We start from the raw sequence: 19243 nt of genomic DNA on the forward strand, positions 1-19243 counted from the left end.
TTTCATTCGAAGTTCCGCCAGGTCTCGCTCCAGCCGTCGGGACCAGCGTCTTCAGGTTCCTTGTTACCCAGAACGACCTCGAACGTCGGCATATTTATCCGATAGGCGATTTCCTCGTATCCCCAGTCGTTTTCGACCCACTCCTTGCGGACGCCAGCATACGGTGTCACCGGGTAGTAGGCTTTGACCGGTGTCTCGGCGATGAGCTGTTTTGCGGGCTTGCGCGTCTCGAAGACGCCGGCCCCGATGTACCGGATGTCGTTGTCCTCGATGACCGATTTCGCCTCGGTGATGTCCGAGGGCTTCACGTCACCGCTGGCCGCGAGGTTGACCACGAGCGGGCGCATCTTGACGCCGTAGCGCGAGCCGATGTACTGGAAGGCGTTGTGTGCCGCGAGCTGGACCACGTTCCTCTCGGCGCGGTCGAAAATCTCGGCGTAATCCGCGTCGATGCGGTCGAGGACCTCAGAGTTGTACGTCTCGGCGTTGTCCCGGAGCGTGTCTTCGGCGTCCGGGGCGAGCGCGACCAGCCCCTCGGTGATGTTGTCGACCGACTGTTTCGCGCGCCGCGGGTCGAGCCAGAAATGGGGGTCTCTGGCTCTATTCTGTCCGACGCCCTCTTCGTCGCGGTCGAGACTCGCCGCGAGCGATTCGAGTTCGATGCCCTCGCGGACGTTGATGAGTTCGGTATCGACGTTGTCGTCTTTGAGTGTCTGAATCGCGCGGTCCGCCCACGGCTGGAAGTCCGGGCCGACGTGGATGAACGCGTCCGCGTCGATGATATCTCGCGTGATGGCGGCGTCCGGTTCCCAGCCGTGGCCGTGCAGTCCGGTCGGAATGAGGTTCTCGACCGTTATCGGCGTCCCGCGTGCGATCTTACGGGCAAAGTCGTAGAAACTGAAGAAAGACGCCACCGCGACCGGTCCGTCCGCGCCACTGGTGCTGTCGCTGCTGTTCGATGCCGCTTCCGTCCCGCCACCGGTCAGACAGCCGGCAAAGCCGGACGCGAGGCTCCCCGCGCCGGCACTGAGTACCTGCCTGCGGGTGACGCTATACGGCTGGTCGCCACAGGGTTGGTTAGTTGCCATGTGTGGGTTGCTGTCGGAGAAGGTTATAATAGTTTCTATCTAACTATAGAATTAGACTAGTCTAATCGAGTGCACTGCTCCTGTCTGAAACGCGATCTTTGGCACAGGAACAAGCGGACACAACGCATAAACCGACGCTCCAAGTTGGTCCGATATGCCCGGACTCGACGATACTGACCACGAAATCCTCCGGTTGCTGCTCGAAGACGCGAGGCGACCATACAGCGACATCGCCGAACGAGTTGACCTCTCGGCCCCTGCAGTTTCGGACCGCGTCGACCGGCTCGTCGAAATGGGACTGATACAGGGGTTTACCGTCGATGTCGACCGCTCACTGTTACAGGCCGGCGTGCCGGTCCTGATCGAAGTAGACGCGAAGCCGGGTCGGGCCGCCGACATCGCTGCGGCGGTCAGCGACGCTGACACCGTCGAGCGGGTCTATCGGACCGCCGGCGGCCGGGTGGTGCTGGCGGCGAACGTCTCCCAGTCCGACGCGAGCGAACTCCTCGCTGAACACGTCGACCTCGGGGACGTGGACCGCTACGAGGTGCGGATGATCGCAGACAGCGAGTGGACCGTCGGACTGGGTACGGCAGAGTTCGCGCCCGACTGCGCGGAGTGTGGCAACTCCGTCGACGAGGAAGGCGAACAGCGCACGCTCGACGGGGAGCGGTACTACTTCTGCTGTGGGTCCTGTGCGGAACGGTTCGTCGACCAGTACGAGTCGCTGAAAGACAGGGTCTGAGCTGCGAGTGGTGCTTCAGAATAGTATCTAAGCGGCTGTTTGAGTTTACTTCTGAATCTATTAGTCGAATCTGACCTTCGGATCGAAGGCACAAACCGCATGAACATGAGGGGCGTATAGGAAGACAAGATGAGTGACCGAACCACCCGGCTCGAACTGACGGGAATGAGCTGTGCCAACTGCGCGGGCACGATTGAGGAGTCGGTGGGCGAGTTGGACGGGATTGCGTCCGTCGACGCGAACTACGCCACCGACGAGGGGAGCGTCGAGTACGACCCCGATGTGGTATCGCTAGCTGATATTGTCGCCGCCGTCCAGGACGCCGGCTACGGCGTCGCGACGGAGACGGTGACCGTCGGTATCACCGATATGTCGTGTGCGAACTGCGCGGACACCAACGAAGAGGCGCTGAAAGCGACTGCGGGCGTCATCGAAGCCAGCGTGAACTACGCCACCGACGAAGGTCAGGTCACCTACAACCCGGCCGACGTGTCGCGTTCGGACCTCTACGACGCCATCGAGTCCGCCGGCTACACGCCTGTCAGAGAGGGTAGCGGGAGTGAAAACGGCGGTGACGGCTCCGGCGGTGAGCAGTCCAGCGCTGACCGCCGCGCCGCCGCACGTAACGAGGAGACGCGAAGACAGCTCCGGCTCACGCTGTTCGGAGCGGTGCTGTCGGCCCCACTCCTGCTGTTCATGGCGGACCACCTGTTCTCGCTCGGCCTCGTCGACGAGACGGTTCTGGGGGTGCCACAGGGATGGGTTGCGTTCGCGCTCGCGACGCCGGTCCAGATTCTGCTGGGCAAGCCCTTCTACGAGAACTCCTACAAGGCGCTGGTCAACAACGGCCGGGCGAACATGGACGTGCTCATCGCCCTGGGTTCCTCGACGGCGTACGTCTACTCAGTGGCCGCGCTGGCGGACCTCATCGCGAGCACGGGGCTGTACTTCGACACGGCCGCGCTGATTCTCGTGTTCATCACGCTCGGGAACTACCTCGAAGCCCGCTCGAAGAGCCAGGCCGGGGCCGCCATCCAACAACTGCTCGAGATGGAGGCCGACACGGCGACGGTCGTCCGCGAGGACGGCAGCGAGGAAGAGATTCCCATCGACGAGGTGGGGGTCGGCGACCGGCTGAAAGTCCGCCCCGGGGAGAAGATTCCGACAGACGGCGTCGTGGTAGACGGCGACTCAGCGGTCGACGAGTCGATGGTGACCGGCGAGTCCGTTCCGGTCGAGAAAGGCGAGGGCGACGAGGTCATCGGCTCGACAGTGAACCAGAACGGCGTCCTCGAAGTCGAGGCGACGAAGGTCGGCTCGGAGACCGCCCTCCAGCAGATCGCCGAGCGGGTCCGGCAGGCCCAGTCCCGCCAGCCCGACATCCAGAACGTCGCCGACCGCATCTCGGCGTACTTCGTCCCGGCAGTCATCGCCAACGCCGTCCTCTGGGCGGTGCTGTGGGCGGTCGCGCCGGAGACGCTGGCCGCCGTCGTCGACGCGCTCCCGCTGTGGGGACTGGCCGCGGGTGGCCCGGCCGGCGTCGGCGTGAGCGAGTTCGCCGTCGTCGTGTTCGCCTCCGCCGTGCTCATCGCCTGCCCCTGCGCGCTGGGGCTGGCGACGCCCGCTGCGACGATGGTCGGGACGGCAATCGGCGCACGCAACGGCGTTCTGTTCAAGGGCGGGGACGTGCTCGAACGCGTCCACGAGGTCGACACCGTCGTCTTCGACAAGACGGGGACGCTGACGAAAGGTGAGATGGAACTCACAGATGTCGAGGTCGTCGGTCCCGCTGCGGACGGCGGGGCGCTCAAGCCCGAGCGCGAACGGAGCGAGGAGTTCGTGCTCGAAGTCGCCGCAAGCGCCGAACACGCCAGCGAGCACCCGCTGGCCGAGGCCATCGTCGAGGGCGCACGGGAGCGCGGTGTCGAGGTCGAAGACCCCGACACGTTCGAGAACGTCCCCGGCCAGGGCGTGAAAGCGACGACGCGCCACGGTCGCGTCCTCGTCGGCAACCGGAAACTGCTGTCCGAGGCCGGCGTCGACACCGCCCCGGCAGAGGAGCGGATGGACGCGCTCGAACGCGAGGGTAAGACGGCGATGCTGGTCGCGCTGGCCGAAGATGCAGGCGGTGACGACACCGAGGGCGACAAGGACCCGGACTACCGGCTCCTGGGCATCGTCGCCGACGCCGACACAGTCAAAGAGTCCGCGAAGGCCGCCGTAAGCGGTTTGCGAGAGCGCGGACTTGGCGTCTGGCTCATCACCGGCGACAACGGGCGGACCGCGCGCGCCGTCGCCGAAGAAGTCGGTATCGACCCCGATAACGTGATGGCCGACGTGTTGCCCGAGGACAAGGCCGACGCCGTCGATGACCTCCAGAGCGACGGCGATCAGGCGATGATGGTCGGCGACGGCGTCAACGACGCGCCCGCGCTGGCGGCCGCGAGCGTCGGCTGTGCCATTGGTTCGGGGACCGACGTGGCAATCGAGGCCGGCGACGTGACGCTGCTCCGGGACGACCCCGCCGACGTGGTGAAGGCCATCCGGGTCTCTGAGGCCACGCTCGGGAAGATCAAGCAGAACCTCTTCTGGGCGCTCGGGTACAACACCGTGATGATTCCGCTTGCCTCGCTGGGACTGCTCCAGCCGGTGCTGGCCGCTGCCGCGATGGCCGCCTCGTCCGTGTCGGTGCTCGCAAACAGTCTCGCGTTCCGCCGGTACACGCCGGATTCGGAGTATCGCCTGCTCGGCTTCCTCCGTCGCTGAGCGGGACCCGTCTCCAGCAGACTCATCTGTCGCCGGGCCTCATCTACGAACAGTGACTGCTGAGGAGCGTGTCGCCGACGAACCGACGGGAGGGACAGTGTCACAGCCGGGCGGTGTCGGCGTCAGGCTCCGGGCGCTCTGGCGGGCGCTCGTCATCGTCTGGCAGTTCGTCCCGCTGCTTTGGCAGTGGGGGCGGGACCGCAAGCGGTTCCTCCTGTTCGGTCGGTCCCGGTCAGTGACCCCCGAGACACGGATGCGGCGCGCTCGTTACCTGAAAAACACATTCGTCGACCTCGGACCGGCGTTCATCAAGCTCGGGCAGATGCTGTCGACCCGGCCTGACGCCCTGCCGCGGGCGTACGTGGACGTGCTCTCGGAGCTACAGGATAACGTTCCACCGGACGCGTGGGCCACCATCGAGCCTGTCATCGAACGGGAACTGGGCGACGACATCGACGCGCTGTTCGAAGAGTTCGACACGACAGCCATTTCGGGAGCCTCGCTGGGCCAGGTGTACGAGGCACAGATCGGCGGCCAGCGGGTCGCCGTGAAAGTGCTTCGACCCAACATCAGAACGCGCGTCGAATCCGACCTGCGCGTGCTGTCGACGCTGCTGCCCGTGCTCACCTACGGCGCGGACCCGGGCCAGGCATTTACGCTGGAAAATCTCACCGAAGAGTTCGCAACGACGGTCCGCCGGGAGATGGACTACGGCCACGAGGCGCGAATGCTCCGTGAAATCGGCGACAACTTCGCAAACGACGACGACATCGCCATCCCGGACGTCGTCGGGAGCCACTCGACGGACCGCGTGCTGACGATGACGTACCTCGACGGCGTGAAAATCGACGACGTAGAGCGTCTGGACGAACTCGGCATCGACAGGCCGGCACTCGTCCGGCGGCTCGAAGAGGTGTACATCCAGATGATCGTCGAGGACGGCCTCTTCCACGCTGACCCCCATCCCGGCAATCTGGCAGTCCAGCCCGACGGGACGCTCGTCTTCTACGATTTCGGGATGACCGGCTACCTCGGTCCCCGGACACAGGACCAACTGCTGGATTTCTACGTCGGGCTGGCGACCGACGACGTGGACCGCGTGATGGACGCCTTCGTCGAGATGGGCGCGCTGGACCCGATGGCCGACCGCGAGGTGATGCGAGAGGCGTTCGACATCGTGATCGAGCAGTTCCGCGGCGAGGACATCAGCGAGTACCGAATCGAACAGTTAGTCGGCCAGTTCGAGACGCAACTGTACGAGTTCCCGATGCGCCTGCCACAGGACCTGGCGCTGGTGGTCCGGGTAACGACGGTCCTCGAAGGCGTCTGTCGGACGCTCGACCCCGAGTTCGACTTCATCGAGATCATCTCCGAGTACGTCATGGAGCAGGGCGCTGGGGACGATCTCCGGGAGCGGATCAAGACGGAAATCCAGGAGACGGTGACGGACTCGACCCGGTCGGCGGTGCGGACAGCGCCGAAGATGGAGAACGCACTCGATAGGGTCGAGCGCGAAGAACTGCTCGTCAAGACCGTCCTCGAAGACTCCGACGGACTGAGCCGGGTGCTCGCCAAGCGGCTCCTGCTCGGTATCGTCGCCAGCGCCGGCGTGCCGGTGAGTGCCTACCTCTACACCGTGAACGGGCTCCAGCCCGCCGGACTCGCGCTGGGCGGGAGCGCCGCGGTGCTTGGGATTCTCGCGTGGTCGTTCCGCCGACGCCGCGGATCGGCGCTGTCGTCGCCGCAGTTCACTCGTCACGAGATGCAACAGCGGCAGGCGGCCGATGCGGTGGAGGGAGAAGAGTAGCCGAGCGGCGCTCGCGGGGCACGGTCGCGCTCAGAGGTCGCCAGCGGCCGCCATTTCCCGAATCTCTGCGGCTCGCTCGCGTATCTCTGTGAGTTCCTCGTCGCTCTTGTTGTCGACGTGGCTGTACATCAGCCCCATTCGATGGTTGGACCGGAGTGTATCTTCGTTTCGGTCCAGGAAGTCCCAGTACAGCGCGTTGAACGGACAGGCACCCTCGCCGGTCGTCTTCGTCTTGTAGTACGGACAGCCCGAGCAGTAGTCGCTCATCTTGTCCACGTAGTTCGCCGACGAGGCGTAGGGTTTGGTGGCGAACACGCCCGCGCCGTATAGCCCCATCTCGACGACGTTCGGCGTCGTCACCCAGTGGAAGGCGTCGACGTAGCCGGCGTGGAACCAGCGGTTCAGTTGCGCCGGCTCGACGCCGTAAATGAGACCGAAGTTCGCGAGAATCATCAGCCGCTCGATGTGGTGTGAGTAGCCCCGCTTCCGGACGCCGTCGACCACGTCGGAGAGACATGCCATGTCGGTGTCGCCGTCCCAGTAGAAGTCCGGCAGGGCCTCGCTCGCGCCGAGCTGGTTCGCCGCGGCGAGGTCCGGCATCTCCCGGCGGTAGACGTGCCGGAGGAACTCGCGCCACCCGAGCACCTGCCGGACGAACCCCTCCACGCTGTGCAGCGGCGCGTCGCCGTCCTCGTAGGCAGCGATAGCGCGTTCAATGACCTCGTCAGGGCCGAGGAGTCCCAGATTGAGCGACGTGGAGAGCAGACTGTGGCTCATCGCCCACTCGTCCTCCAGCATCGCGTCCTGGTACGGCCCGAACTCCGGTAGTCGGCTCGTAACGAAGTGGTCCAGGGCGCGGACGGCCTGCCGCCGAGTGACGGGCCAACGGAACGGGTCGGGATCGGCCCAGTCACCGCCGTAGGGCTGCTCGTCGTAGCTCCCCTCGAACGTTTCCTCGACCCACTCGATGACGTCCCGGGTCACGTCGTCCGGCTCGAACAGCGGTGGCTCCGCCGGGGTCCACTCATCGGGTGGCGTCTCCCGGTTCTGGTCGTCGTAGTTCCACTCGCCGCCGACCGGGTCGCCGTCGGCCATCAGATAGTCCGTTTCTCGGCGCATGAACCGGTAGAAGTCCTCGTGGCGGTAGCGTCCGTCCCCAACCCACCCGTCGAACTGCGAAGGGGGGCAGAGGAAGCGTTCGTCGGGGACGAACTCGACCGCTCCGCCAGCGTCGGCAACCAGTGATTCGAGTCGCGCCTGCGCGGACTCGGTCTGTGGTCGGTGAGTTACGAGCGCGTCGTCCGGATTGGCCTCGAAATGTGCCGCCAGTCCGTCCTCGAAGGTCTCCGTCTGGCGGTACTGGACCGTCCGACCGGCGTCCCGGAGGTCGTCGCGAAAATGCCGCATTGCGCTGAACAGCAGAATCAGCTTGTGTGGGTGGTACGGCAGTTTGCGGGCGAACGACTGCGCCTCTATCAGGAGCACCGGCTCGTCGGGTCGGTTGTCGACGGGGCCGGACCGGCGGAGGAGGTGGTCGCCCCGGAGCCAGACGGTCATTTGTGAACGGACACTCCCATTGGCTGTACTGTGGGCCCGAGTCCGCATCAATCCCCGTCCGAACTGTGTTGGTATCGCCACACCGCAGGGCGGTACAAACCTCAATTATTGTTCCCGTCCAAACGACAGAAACGACTTCCTTATAAGTGCAGAGTCATAACTCTAGTTGCATGACAGACGACCTCGACAGGCGGACGTTCATCCGCACGACGGCAGCCGTATCAGGCGCTGGACTCCTTGCTGGCTGTGGCGGGTCCGGCGGCGATGGTGGCAGCGGCGAAACGGAAGCCACCGAAGCAGAGGAGATGGCTACCACTGAAGCCGAGGAGATGGACACCGAGAGCAGCGGTGGGATGGAGACCGTCGAAGCATCGAGCGAAGTGGCGGACTACGTCGGTGAGTCGTCCAACTTCGACGGCAACACGGTCGTGATGACTGACCAGAACGAGGTCTCCGTTGCAGTCGGCGCCGAGGGGAACGGCGGCGCGTTCGCCTTCGATCCGCCCGCGATCAAAGTCTCGACCGGAACGACGGTCGTCTGGGAGTGGACCGGTGAAGGGGCCGGCCACAACGTCAAGTCCGAAGGCGACGGCCCGCTCGACTCGGGCTCGGCTGTCTCAGAGGAAGGAACCACCTACGAGTACACGTTCGAGGAAACCGGCACCTACCTCTACAACTGTGTCCCGCACAAGGCGCTCGGGATGGTCGGCGCAGTCGTCGTCGAATAACCCATAGTTAGCGGCCAGTTTTTATCGCTTTACTAGCGCGGAGCGACTGGTGACGTACAGCGAGTACGCGATGACCGCGAAGCCGACCGCGGTGAGCGCGTTCTCGAAGATCAGTGCAGCGTTGGTACTCAGGCCGAACAGTTGGTCTGCGACGCCGGCGATGAGCGACCCAACGGTGATAGTCGCGAATCCGACGGCGAGATACGTGAGTCCGGTCGCCCTCGTTTTCAGTGCCGCGCGGGTTGCGAAGTAGGTGATGAGCCCGCCAAGCAACACTGTCACAGTCTTGAATCCGATGACGATGAGTGGGATATCTCCGTTCATAGTTCCTCGCTGACGCGCGACCACAGGAGTGCGAGCCGTTCGCTCGGCCGCTCCTCGGCCGGCAGAACGTCGATCTCGAACGCGCCGTCGGCATCGACGCCAACGAACACGCCGCCACAGTCCCGGACGTACGCCGTCGCGTGATGGCCGTCGGGGCGCACCTCCGTCTCCTCGGCGACCAGTTCGGCCTCGCTCAGCTGTTCGAGCTTCCGGTAGGTGCTTGTCTGGGGCAGATCACAGACCGAGGCGACCTCCTTGGCTGGCAGCGGCTCGTCGAGCACCCTGAGTATGTCGCGACAGTCAGGGTCGGCGAGGGCGTCGAACAGCGCCTGTGTCTCGCTCGCGTCGTTGTGTGCCACGGAGGGACCCTCTCAGGTGGACGGTCGGGGGTGGTTCTGCGGGCGGTTCGATTTCGATATGACGGGGCAGCGACGTGAAACCTGTGGGATACTGCGACTCCGGAGTCCTGCGATACTCCGGTAGCAGCTCCCACCCAGTGTCGGGAATATAAAGCACCCTCAGATAAAGGGCGACCGTTTGTTTCCAGAATCTGGAAAGGGCACACCCCATTTTCTATCATCCAATAACAACAACTAGCTTGCTATGCAACGGCCCTCCACTCGCAGACAGTTTCTCGCAGGCACAGGATTGGCAGCCCTCGCCGTTACCGCCGGGTGCGTGTCCTCGGGGAGTAGCTCTGAGCCAGCGGCGGAAACCGGCACCGAGACCGCGACTGCAACCGAAACCGCTACAGCGACCGAAACTGCAACGCCTGAATCGACACCCGAGTCCCTCGACGACTGGCTCGACGACGCCAACAGCTACGACGGCGAGATCCGCAGATACGGACCGCAGTCCCGACCAACAATTATGCTTGGCGAGGAGACAGACGGTGGACTGGCGTTCAGCCCACCAGCCATCGAAGTTCCACCAATGACGAACGTTCGGTGGGACTGGACGGGACACGGCGGCCAGCAGAACGTCGTCGCGCTCGACGGCACCTTCGACAGCGGCCGGACGAACGCCCAGTCCGGGACGATGTATCACTACTTCTTCGAGGAGCCCGGCGAGTACCGCTACGTCTCCGAACCCCATCGCGACGATGGCATGAAAGGTGCGATTATTGTGAAAGAGCCACCGTCTTCAGGCAATGCAACTGTCGACGAGTGGCTCGCAGCCGCGAGTAACTTCGACGGCACCATTGCCGACCGCACCGACACAGACACTGCAACTGTTACGGCCGGTGTGGAAGGGAACGGTGGGGAGTTCGCGTTCGGCCCCCCGGCGCTGAAGATCTCGACCGAGACGACCGTCCGCTGGGAGTGGACCGGCGAGGGAGGGCCACACAACATCGTCTCAAAAGGCGATGGCCCGCTCAACTCGGAACTCGTCGCCGAGGAAGGAAACACCTACGAGCACACCTTCGCGGAAACCGGGACCTACCTGTACTCCTGTAAACCGCATAAGGGCCTGGGGATGAGAGGCGCAGTCGTCGTGGAATAACTACCGAACTAGTGTGGCAGCCGCCTACGGAATCTTGACGCTGTGTTTGAGCGTGCCGATACCTTCGATTTCGACTTCGACTTCGTCGCCGTCCTCCATCGGTCCGACGCCTTCGGGCGTCCCCGTGGCGATGACGTCGCCGGGCTCTAGGGTCATGTACGACGTTATCTCCGCGATCAGTTCCGGGATTGAGAAGATGAGGTGCTCGCGGGAGGAGGACTGCTTCGTCTCGCCGTTCAGTCGGAGTTCAATGCTGGCGTCCTCCGGGACGTGTTCCGGCGTGGCCACAAGCGGGCCGATGGGACAGGCGTTGTCGAAGGCCTTCCCGCGGACCCAGTTCTGTTCCTGTCGCTGGTCGTCGCGGTTCGAGATATCGTTGACGCAGGTGTAGCCCGCGACGACGTCCATCGCGCCCGATTCACTGACGTTCCGGCACTGCTCGCCGATGACGACGCCGAGTTCGGCCTCGTAGTCGATGCGCTCTTTCCCCGAGGGCATCGTGAGGTGCTTGCCGTGGGACGCGACGGCGTTCGGGGCTTTGAGGAACAGCATCGGCCTGTCCGGGAGGTCCGAGTCCATCTCCTCGGCGTGGTCGGCGTAGTTGCGCCCAATACAGACGACTTTCGTCGGCTCGCAGGGCGGGAGGATGTCCACCTCGTCGGGGTCGTAGGACTCGTCGCCAAAGGCGATACGGCCGTACGGTCCGGCGGCGGCGGTGACGACGGGCTCGCCGTCCTCGACAGTCCAGCGGCCCCCCCGGACGTTCCCCGCGGTATCACGGAATCGAACGCGCTTCATGTCACCGTTCTCTCAGGGCCGACAGATAAGCGTTTAGGAGGGGAAACCGGACCACAGCGGGCTGTTCGACGGCTGTCTACCCGGCCATCGTCACCTGCGGAGTCGCGGTGAGTGGGAGTGTGACCGAACGGCTTTTGAGACGGGACGGGCTACGCTGGGCCGATGAACGTCCTCGTCGTTGGCGCCGGCGCGATGGGCCAGTGGTTCGCGCGCACGGTCCGGACCCACGCCGACGCGTCCGTCGCCTTCACCGACCTCGACCAGTCGGCCGCCGAAGCCGCTGCCGACGCAGTCGGCGGGCGCGCTGTCGCCAGCGACGCGGCCGAAACTTTCGACGTCGTCTGTATCGCGGTGCCGATGCCCGTCGCCGAGACGGCCATTCACGAGTTCGCGCCGCTGGCTACGGGTGCAATCGTCGATGTGACTGGGAGCATGGCCGGCCCCGTCGCAGCGATGCAGGACGCGATGCCTGACGGCCAGCGACTGAGTCTCCACCCGCTGTTCGCCCCCGAGAACGCGCCCGGCAACGTCGCCGTCGTCAACGACGCGTCAGGTCCCGATGCTGCTGCCGTCGTCGACGCACTCGCCGAGGCCGGCAACAACTGCTTCGAGACGACAGCGACGGAACACGACGAAGCCATGGAAACAGTCCAGGCCAGTGCCCACGCGGCCGTGCTCGCGTTCGCGATGGCCGCCGCCGACGTGCCCGACCGGTTTCAGACGCCGATTTCGGCTGGCCTGTTCGACCTCGTCGAGCAGGTCACCGGCGGCGACCCGCGGGTGTACGCCGACATCCAGGACGCCTTCGACGGCGCGGACGCGGTCGCCGACGCCGCCCGACAGATCGCCGATGCCGACGCGGACACCTTCGAACGGCTCTACGAGCAACTTTCATGAACCAGGATACACGCCAGCAGATACGCGAAAACGCCCAGTACCTCCGTAACGTCCGACCGCTGGACCCCGAGGAGCTACACGAGTACGTCGAGGGCCAGCCCCATCCCGCCGTCGTCAAGCAGGTACTTCAAGAGGAGGCGTTCGATCTGGGCATCGTCGAACAGGACGACGGGACCTTCGTTCCGGCACCCGAGGGACGGTTCTCGGTGGATTTCGACGGTGTCGAGCGGTTCCCAGACCGCTACGAACAGCAGGTCATCGACCTGTTGACAGAGTGGGGCGGACTGGAGTGGCACAGCGGCGACAGCGGTGACGAACTCCGTGAGCGCATCCGTGACATCAAGGAGCGGTATCTCCAGGGCCAGGCCGTCGAGTACGACGAACTGACGGCGCTCGGCTACGCCGTCTACCACCTCCCTGACTACTACGCTGTGGCCAAGTACGTCCTCGCGGACCTCGTCGCAGACGGTCTGCTCCCGTCACAGCTCCGAGTTCTGGATGTCGGGGCCGGTGTCGGCGGCCCGGCGCTCGCCCTGCGCGACCTGCTTCCGGACGACGCCCTGCTGGACTACCACGCCGTCGAACCGAGCGCCGCCGCGGACGTGCTGGAGAGCCTACTGGAAGACAGCGGTCAGAACGTCCGCTGGGAGATTCACCGGGCGGTCGCCGAGGAGTTCGATCCGTCGTCGCCGGTTCCCGGCGACGACAGCGGTGGGGCTGGTGGCGATGACAGCGGCGGCGATAGCGATGGCGGCGACAACAACGCCGAGGGCTACGACCTCATCATCTTCGGCAACGTCCTCAGCGAACTCGACGACGCGGCGGCGACCCTCTACCGGTACGTCGAGGCGCTTGCCGACGACGGAACGTTGCTGGCGCTGGCCCCGGCTGACCGGAACACGGCCATACAGCTCCGCCAGGTCGAGCGCGAGGTGGCCGACGGCGGCCCGGCGACGGTGTACGGGCCGACGGTGCGCCTCTGGCCCCACCAGTCCCCCGACAGCGAATCGTGGTCGTTCGACCGCAAGCCCGACATCGAAGTGCCGACGATGCAACAGCGCCTCGACGACCCGGCGGGCGGAACGGGCGAGTTCGTCAACACGGACGTGCAGTTCGCCTACAGCGTCCTCCGGACCGACGGCAAGCGAAAGCACGACGTGACGCCGGACCGGGGCATCCACGCGCCGATGGCCGACGCCGAGAACTACGTCACCGACCGGGTGAACTTTCTGGGTGTGAAACTCAGCCACGACCTCGCCGAGCGGGAGGGCGCAAATCCGCTGTATCTGCTGGGCGACGGGAGCCAGCAGGTCGACCACTTCGCCGTGCTCACGGAGGCGTCGATACTGAACGAGGACCTCCGGAAAGCCGACTACGGCGACCTGCTGTCCTTCGAGAACGCGCTGGTGCTCTGGAACGACGACGAGGAGGCCTACAACGTCGTCGTCGACGGCGAGACGGTCGTCGACCGTGCCCGCTAGCGGTGGGCTTTTCTCGCAGACGGCCCGACAGAGCGTATGGACGAGCCGACGATTCTGCTGACGAACGACGACGGCATCGAGAGCGCCGGCCTCCGGGCGGTGTACGACGGTCTCTCGACAGTCGGCGACGTGACTGCGGTCGCCCCGGCGGAGGACCAGAGCGCGGTCGGCCGAGCTATCTCACACGAAGTGACCGTCCACGAGCACGAGCTCGGCTACGCCGTCGAGGGAACGCCCTCGGACTGCGTCGTGGCGGGGCTCGAAGCACTCGTCACCGACACCGACCTCGTGGTCGCGGGCTGTAACCGCGGGGCGAACCTCGGCGCGTACGTCCTCGGCCGCTCGGGGACCGTCAGCGCCGCCGTCGAAGCCACCTTCTTCGACGTGCCGGCGATGGCCGTCTCGATGTATATCCCGGTCCGCGAGGACGCTGCTTTCGCGGACATCGAGGCCAACGGCGACAGCTACGGCGAGGCTGCCAGGGCGACGACCTACCTCGCCGACCACGCCGTCGACGCCGGCGTGTTCGAGCAGTGTGACTACCTGAACATCAACGCCCCCGTTGCCGAGTGGGGCGACGCACAGATGACGGTCACGCGACCCTCGCACGAGTACGAGATGGACGCCGTCCAGGAAGGCGACGCCGTGACGCTCCACGACCGCATCTGGGAGCACATGGCTGAGGGCGACATTCCCGACCCCGAGGGGACCGACCGCCGTGCCGTCGTCGACGGGAAGGTCAGTGTCTCGCCGCTGACCGCGCCACACACGACGGAGCACCACGAAGCCCTCGACGCCATCGCAGAGACGTACGAGCCGGGCGACGGCGGCGAGGCGGCCGACTGACCGGAAATGCGGTTCCGCAACGCCATCCTCTTCGTCGCGCTCGCCGTCGCCTGGGGCAGCGCCTTCACTGCTATCAAAGCCGGGCTGGAGTACTTCCCGCCGGTCCTGTTTGCGGCGTTCCGGTACGACCTCGCCGGCCTGTTGATGCTCGGCTACGCGGTGTACGCTACCGACCAGTGGCTCCCGAAGAGTCGGACCGACTGGATCGTTGTGGGTATCGGCGGCTCACTCCTGATCGCCGCGTACCACATCTTCCTGTTCGTCGGCGAGCAGGGTACCACCAGCGCCGCCGCCGCTATCGTCGTCAGCCTCTCGCCGATTCTCACGACTGGGTTCGCCCGCGCGTTTCTTCCGGACGAACGGCTCACGGCGCTGGGTATCGTCGGCCTGCTCATCGGGTTCGTCGGTGTCGGTGTTCTCAGCAACCCCGACCCGGGGAACCTCCTCGACCCGCGAACCGTGTCGCTGTTCCTGGTGTTCCTCGCGACCACGTCGTTCGCCCTCGGGAGCGTGCTGACCCGGCGGTTCGACGACGATTTAGAGATCGAGACGATGGAGGCGTGGTCGATGCTCCTCGGTGCGGTGCTTATGCACGGCGTCAGCCTCGGGGCCTCCGAGTCGATAGCTGACGTCCAGTGGACTGCTGAAGCCGTGCTGGCCCTGCTGTATCTGGTCATCGTCGCCAGCGCGCTTGGCTTCCTCATCTACTTCGACCTGCTGGAGCGACTCGGGCCCATCGAGATCAACCTCGTCTCCTACGCCGCACCAGTCGTCGCCGCCGCCACTGGGCTGCTGTTCCTCGGTGAGACACCGACAGTCTACACGGGTGTCGGATTCGCCTGTATCCTCGTCGGGTTCGCGCTGTTGAAACGGGATGCGCTGCGAAACGAGGTCGCCCGGTTCAGCGGGACGCCGAACCGAGGCGATTGAGTCAGTCGCCGTGGTCTGGCGCCGCTGACACGTCCCGGAGGAACGCGACGATATCGTCCCCCTCAGCATCGAGTCCCCCGCCCTGTGCCACCGTCGGCCGCCCGCCGCCACCGCCACCGAACTCCGACGTCACTCGGTCGACCACCGCGCCGGCATCGACGCCGCCTGTCGTCGCGACACCCAGATACTGGCCGTCGGCGTCCACTAGCGCGGCCACGTCGACCTCATCACCGACGGCTTGCTCCGCTCGGTCGGCCAGTCCGTTCGCGTCGAGACCCGTGACTGTGCCGACGAGCCACTTCTGCCCGTCCGCTTCGATAGCGTCCTGGCGCAGGTCAGCGAGACGAGAATCGACGAGACGCTCTCGAAGGGCCGACACCGTGTCCCGGAGGTCGTCGCGCTCTGACTGGAGGCTATCGACAGCATCCGGGAGTTCGGCAACGTTCGTATCCAGCGACTGGGCGGCAGCCATCGCCCGCTCGTGTTCGGTCGCCCGCTGACGGATTGCTCGCGGCCCGACGGCGAACTCGACACGAGTCAGCCCCTCGCCGGGATTGGATCGACCGAGCACCGTCACCGGTCCGATCTCTCGCGTGTTCCCGACGTGTGTCCCACCGCAGGCCGCCACGTCCCAGTCTTCGATGGTGACGACCCGGACTGTCTCGCCCTCGATTCCCTCTTCGGTCTTCGTATTGAACGCGATATCGTCGCGGTCCAGTGCCTCGTCACGCGGGATTTCTTCCCAGGTCACGTCGTAGGACTCCCAGACGGCGCGGTTAGTCAGCCGCTCAAGTTCGGTGAGTGTCTCGTCGTCGATTTCGGTCGTCGTCTCGAAATCTACCCGCACCTTCCCGGTGATAGCCGGCCCAAAGTCGTCGTCACCGGCGTCTTCCGGGACCGTCGCGCTGATGTCGAAGCCGCCGTAGCCGAGGTCCGACAGCAGCCGGCGACCAGCGCCGTAGAGGACGTGGCTGGCCGTGTGGGCACGCATACAGTACGTCCGAAACGCCGTGTCGATCTGGCCTTCGACCGTCTCGCCCGGGTCGAACGCCGGCGGCTCGGCCAGTTCGTGGACGATATCGCCGTTTCGGTGCTGGACGTCGACGACTTCAACGCCACCGAGAGTTCCCCGATCGGCCGGCTGGCCGCCGCCTTCGGCGTAGAAGTACGTCTCCGTTAGCACGACAGCGGTCGTGTCGGTACGCTCGACAGTCGACGTGAACGTCGTCACAGTGGGCTCGGCTGCGGCTATTCCCGTCATCAGGCGTGGCTACGTCGGCGCGAACAAAAACATCTGGGCGTGCCCCGGACGGACGAGTGTCCGGGACCATCCGGCCGACAGTAGCGCGGTTTTCGTGCGTGCCGGGGTAGTGTGGCCCAATCACTGCTCTGGCTGTTCGCAGTCGTGCTGTTCCCGACGCTTCTGTACGCAGCCGGTAAGCGGGACCGGCGTGAGCTAACCTGCGCGTAACTGGGGGAGTGGACAGGCTGAACGGTGGGACAGCGGCGTCTGACGCTCGGCAGACGGGCCATCAGGATCGGCGTCACGTCCTGCGGTTTTCACTTTCACCGTGAATTACCCGATTATATAGGGCCTGGCTCCCTGTCTGGCAATATGATCGAGCGATTACGCCGGGTCGTGGGGACTCGACAGCGGTCACATCTGGAGTGTCGACGCTGTGGAACCACCATCGAAACGGATAGCTCGACCTGCCCGGCCTGTGGCTCCGGCAACATCGCGCAGTACGATCTATAGGGTTGCGTCCCAGCTAGTCCGTCGTAGCTTCCGCACTCACAGCCCTTGACTGGGCCTGTTGTTCCTGTACGTCGAATTGAGCGACGAGCGAGAGCAGTCGCTCTGCACTGTCTGACAGCGAGTCGGCACTGGTCGCGATCTCCTGAATCGTCGCGGTCTGTTCCTCCGTAGCCGCGGACACTTCCTGTGCCTGCTCGGCTGTCCGGTCGCTGATCGATGTCACCTCGTCCAGCATCGTGACGACCTTCTGTCCGGAATCAGCCTGTTGATCGGTGGCTTGGCTGATCGACTGGATTGAACTGCTCGCCTCCTCGACTTCGGTGACGATTCGGTTCAGTGCGGTAGCTGTCTCGTCAATTGTCTCCCGAGTTTCCTCGACCTCCGACTGCGTGTCGTAGATGTCGTTGGCGACACTCTCTGTCGAGTCCTCGATTCCCTCAATGAGCGTCTCGACTTCCTGGGTCGCGTCAGCAGTCTCGCCAGCCAGCGATTTGATTTCGGATGCGACAACGGCAAATCCTTCACCCGCTTCGCCGGCGCGCGCGGCCTCAATTGACGCATTGAGCGCGAGCATGTTCGTCTGTTCCGCGATATCGTTTATTAGGTTCACAACCTCCTCGATTCGCTCGACAGCGTTTTCGAGGTCTGTTACTTCTGAGACGGTTTCATCAGTCCGGGTTTCAAGCGTGGCCATCTTCTCGACGGCTGTCGCGGCCGCTTCTTCGCCCTCCTGCCCCAGTTCTGCGGCCTGCTGCGACTGGGTGGCGACTTCCTCCGACGAAGAGGCTATCTCCTCGATCGTCGCGGATAGGTCGCTCATCTCGCTGCTCGCTTCGTTGAGTTTCTCGTTCTGTGTTTCCGTTCCGGCGGAAATCTCCTCAGTGCTCTCAGCGACCTCCGAACTGGCGGACCGAATATCCGAAGCGCCGCCTGTGACTTCTGTGCTTTCCGTGTCAACCTGCCGTGCGAACGATTGGATCTCGGCGATGACGGTCTGGAGTTCGTCCATCATCGCGTTGAACCCCGTCCCGATGCGCGACATCGCATCGTTCCGACTGTCCGCGTCGACCCGGACCGTGAGGTCGCCGGCCGCCGCCCGTTCCATCGCCTGACCGTATGATTCGGCGGTCGCTTCCAGATCTGCGGTCAAATCCTCAAGTTCCGCCTCGCGCTCCTCAATTTCTGCGCGCGCTTCTTCCGATTCACGCTGTGCCTCTTTGGCTTGCTTGCGTTGCTTCGTCGCCTTCTCTTTCGCCTGCTCCGCTTCCTGTCGCTTCGTCTCGGCCTCGTCGACCAGCTCCTGCATCTCTGTGACCAGCGAGAGGGTGGCCGTGCCCCCGATGGCGAAGACGGCAACAGTCGATGTCATAAGCGGGCCTGTGGCCAGGTTGAACACTTCCTCGTAGATCCCGGCCTTCTCGAACATGAGGCTGACCGTCCAGACGGCACCAAGCGTCGATGCAAAGCTGAACGTCAGCCAGAAGGCCGACTCGGCCTCAGTGTCTCGATAATTGAGCCATCCGAGCGCTGTCGCAGCGAGAAAGCCGAGCGCGCCCAAACCGTCGAATAGAGGTGCAATCCCGACCATTGTTATCCCTTAGTCTTGATCCGGTTTTCCCGACGGAGATAGGCGGCCAGAGAGAAAGTAAGACCGGCCACACCGATACCGACGCCGTGCTCAACGAAGTTTAGCACATCGCCGAGAACAACCGCTTCGAGGTTCGTTGCGACCATGCCAACCACAAGAAGAACGTACCCAACAGTGAACCACCGGGTCTCCTCGCGATACTGTGAGAGAACGGGTATTAAACCGATTACCGCGACGAGCAGACCAACTACTTCCAGTGTTCCAAATGGGCCAATTCCAACCATGGATTGAACAAGTTTTGACGTTTAAAAAGGTTCTCGGCCCTGGCATCAGAATCGATAATAATACCAGTTTTAACATTATATACCAATATTTACCCGTCGATAGTTACGACAACCACAGTACTCCTGCGCGTGCAGAAAACACGTC

At 64.4% G+C, this 19243-nt stretch carries 17 protein-coding genes; 9 read left to right on the forward strand and 8 right to left on the reverse strand.

What is annotated here, in order from left to right:
- Positions 1-2: 2 nt before the first annotated feature.
- Positions 3-1088, reverse strand: a complete 1086-nt coding sequence (locus tag Har1131_RS12030) for a metal ABC transporter substrate-binding protein (RefSeq protein ID WP_151146597.1) — start codon at positions 1086-1088, stop codon at positions 3-5.
- A 154-nt stretch (positions 1089-1242) separates the two neighbouring features.
- Between Har1131_RS12030 and Har1131_RS12035 the strand changes: the two genes are divergently transcribed.
- From Har1131_RS12035 to Har1131_RS12045, 3 genes are all read left to right on the forward strand, one after another.
- Positions 1243-1833, forward strand: coding sequence for a winged helix-turn-helix transcriptional regulator (locus Har1131_RS12035; protein ID WP_146417376.1), 591 nt, complete (start codon positions 1243-1245; stop codon positions 1831-1833).
- 129 nt (positions 1834-1962) lie between these two features.
- Entirely contained in the window at positions 1963-4599 is a 2637-nt protein-coding gene (locus tag Har1131_RS12040; protein WP_151146605.1) for a heavy metal translocating P-type ATPase, read from the forward strand.
- 52 nt (positions 4600-4651) lie between these two features.
- Complete coding sequence (locus tag Har1131_RS12045) at positions 4652-6406, forward strand: AarF/ABC1/UbiB kinase family protein (protein ID WP_050037821.1); 1755 nt, start codon at positions 4652-4654, stop codon at positions 6404-6406.
- 30 nt (positions 6407-6436) lie between these two features.
- Here the strand turns inward: Har1131_RS12045 and Har1131_RS12050 are convergent, their stop codons facing one another.
- On the reverse strand, positions 6437-7963 hold the full coding sequence (locus tag Har1131_RS12050) for a cryptochrome/photolyase family protein (protein ID WP_050037820.1): 1527 nt from the start codon (positions 7961-7963) through the stop codon (positions 6437-6439).
- Between the two features lie 170 nt (positions 7964-8133).
- Here Har1131_RS12050 and Har1131_RS12055 point away from each other — a divergent pair, with 170 nt between their 5' ends.
- Complete coding sequence (locus Har1131_RS12055) at positions 8134-8691, forward strand: halocyanin domain-containing protein (RefSeq protein ID WP_014040026.1); 558 nt, start codon at positions 8134-8136, stop codon at positions 8689-8691.
- Between the two features lie 21 nt (positions 8692-8712).
- Here the strand turns inward: Har1131_RS12055 and Har1131_RS12060 are convergent, their stop codons facing one another.
- Complete coding sequence (locus tag Har1131_RS12060; RefSeq protein ID WP_014040025.1) at positions 8713-9015, reverse strand: hypothetical protein; 303 nt, start codon at positions 9013-9015, stop codon at positions 8713-8715.
- The gene (locus Har1131_RS12065; protein ID WP_014040024.1) at positions 9012-9374 is read right to left on the reverse strand and encodes a helix-turn-helix domain-containing protein; all 363 of its coding nucleotides are present in this window, start codon (positions 9372-9374) and stop codon (positions 9012-9014) included. Before Har1131_RS12065 ends, Har1131_RS12060 begins: the two co-directional genes overlap by 4 nt.
- 319 nt (positions 9375-9693) lie before the next feature.
- Between Har1131_RS12065 and Har1131_RS12070 the strand changes: the two genes are divergently transcribed.
- Positions 9694-10518 (forward strand): halocyanin domain-containing protein, encoded by an 825-nt coding sequence (locus tag Har1131_RS12070; RefSeq protein WP_050037819.1) that lies wholly within the window; start codon positions 9694-9696, stop codon positions 10516-10518.
- Positions 10519-10542: 24 nt separating this feature from the next.
- On the opposite strand, the gene Har1131_RS12075 is transcribed toward Har1131_RS12070, so the two are convergent.
- Positions 10543-11316 (reverse strand): fumarylacetoacetate hydrolase family protein, encoded by a 774-nt coding sequence (locus Har1131_RS12075; RefSeq protein ID WP_129755046.1) that lies wholly within the window; start codon positions 11314-11316, stop codon positions 10543-10545.
- A gap of 162 nt (positions 11317-11478) precedes the next feature.
- Between Har1131_RS12075 and Har1131_RS12080 the strand changes: the two genes are divergently transcribed.
- The 4 genes from Har1131_RS12080 to Har1131_RS12095 are packed head-to-tail and all read left to right on the forward strand — an operon-like array spanning position 11479 to position 15470.
- The gene (locus Har1131_RS12080; protein WP_050037818.1) at positions 11479-12213 is read left to right on the forward strand and encodes a prephenate dehydrogenase/arogenate dehydrogenase family protein; all 735 of its coding nucleotides are present in this window, start codon (positions 11479-11481) and stop codon (positions 12211-12213) included.
- The gene (locus tag Har1131_RS12085; RefSeq protein WP_151146613.1) at positions 12210-13694 is read left to right on the forward strand and encodes a small ribosomal subunit Rsm22 family protein; all 1485 of its coding nucleotides are present in this window, start codon (positions 12210-12212) and stop codon (positions 13692-13694) included. Before Har1131_RS12080 ends, Har1131_RS12085 begins: the two co-directional genes overlap by 4 nt.
- Positions 13695-13730: 36 nt before the next feature.
- Positions 13731-14540 (forward strand): 5'/3'-nucleotidase SurE, encoded by an 810-nt coding sequence (gene surE, locus Har1131_RS12090; protein WP_014040019.1) that lies wholly within the window; start codon positions 13731-13733, stop codon positions 14538-14540.
- Positions 14541-14546: 6 nt separating this feature from the next.
- Positions 14547-15470: a DMT family transporter gene (locus tag Har1131_RS12095; protein WP_014040018.1), complete on the forward strand. Its 924-nt coding sequence runs from the start codon at positions 14547-14549 to the stop codon at positions 15468-15470.
- Position 15471: 1 nt separating this feature from the next.
- On the opposite strand, the gene Har1131_RS12100 is transcribed toward Har1131_RS12095, so the two are convergent.
- From Har1131_RS12100 to Har1131_RS12110, 3 genes are all read right to left on the reverse strand, one after another.
- A complete protein-coding gene (locus Har1131_RS12100; protein ID WP_151146620.1) occupies positions 15472-16731 on the reverse strand; it encodes a DHHA1 domain-containing protein in 1260 nt (419 codons plus the stop codon).
- Positions 16732-17239: 508 nt separating this feature from the next.
- The gene (locus Har1131_RS12105) at positions 17240-18814 is read right to left on the reverse strand and encodes a methyl-accepting chemotaxis protein (RefSeq protein WP_050007371.1); all 1575 of its coding nucleotides are present in this window, start codon (positions 18812-18814) and stop codon (positions 17240-17242) included.
- Positions 18815-18816: 2 nt separating this feature from the next.
- Positions 18817-19098, reverse strand: coding sequence for a hypothetical protein (locus tag Har1131_RS12110; protein WP_050007372.1), 282 nt, complete (start codon positions 19096-19098; stop codon positions 18817-18819).
- Positions 19099-19243: the final 145 nt, after the last annotated feature.

The sequence above is a fragment of the Haloarcula sp. CBA1131 genome, from assembly GCF_008728975.1.
Lineage (GTDB): Archaea > Halobacteriota > Halobacteria > Halobacteriales > Haloarculaceae > Haloarcula > Haloarcula hispanica.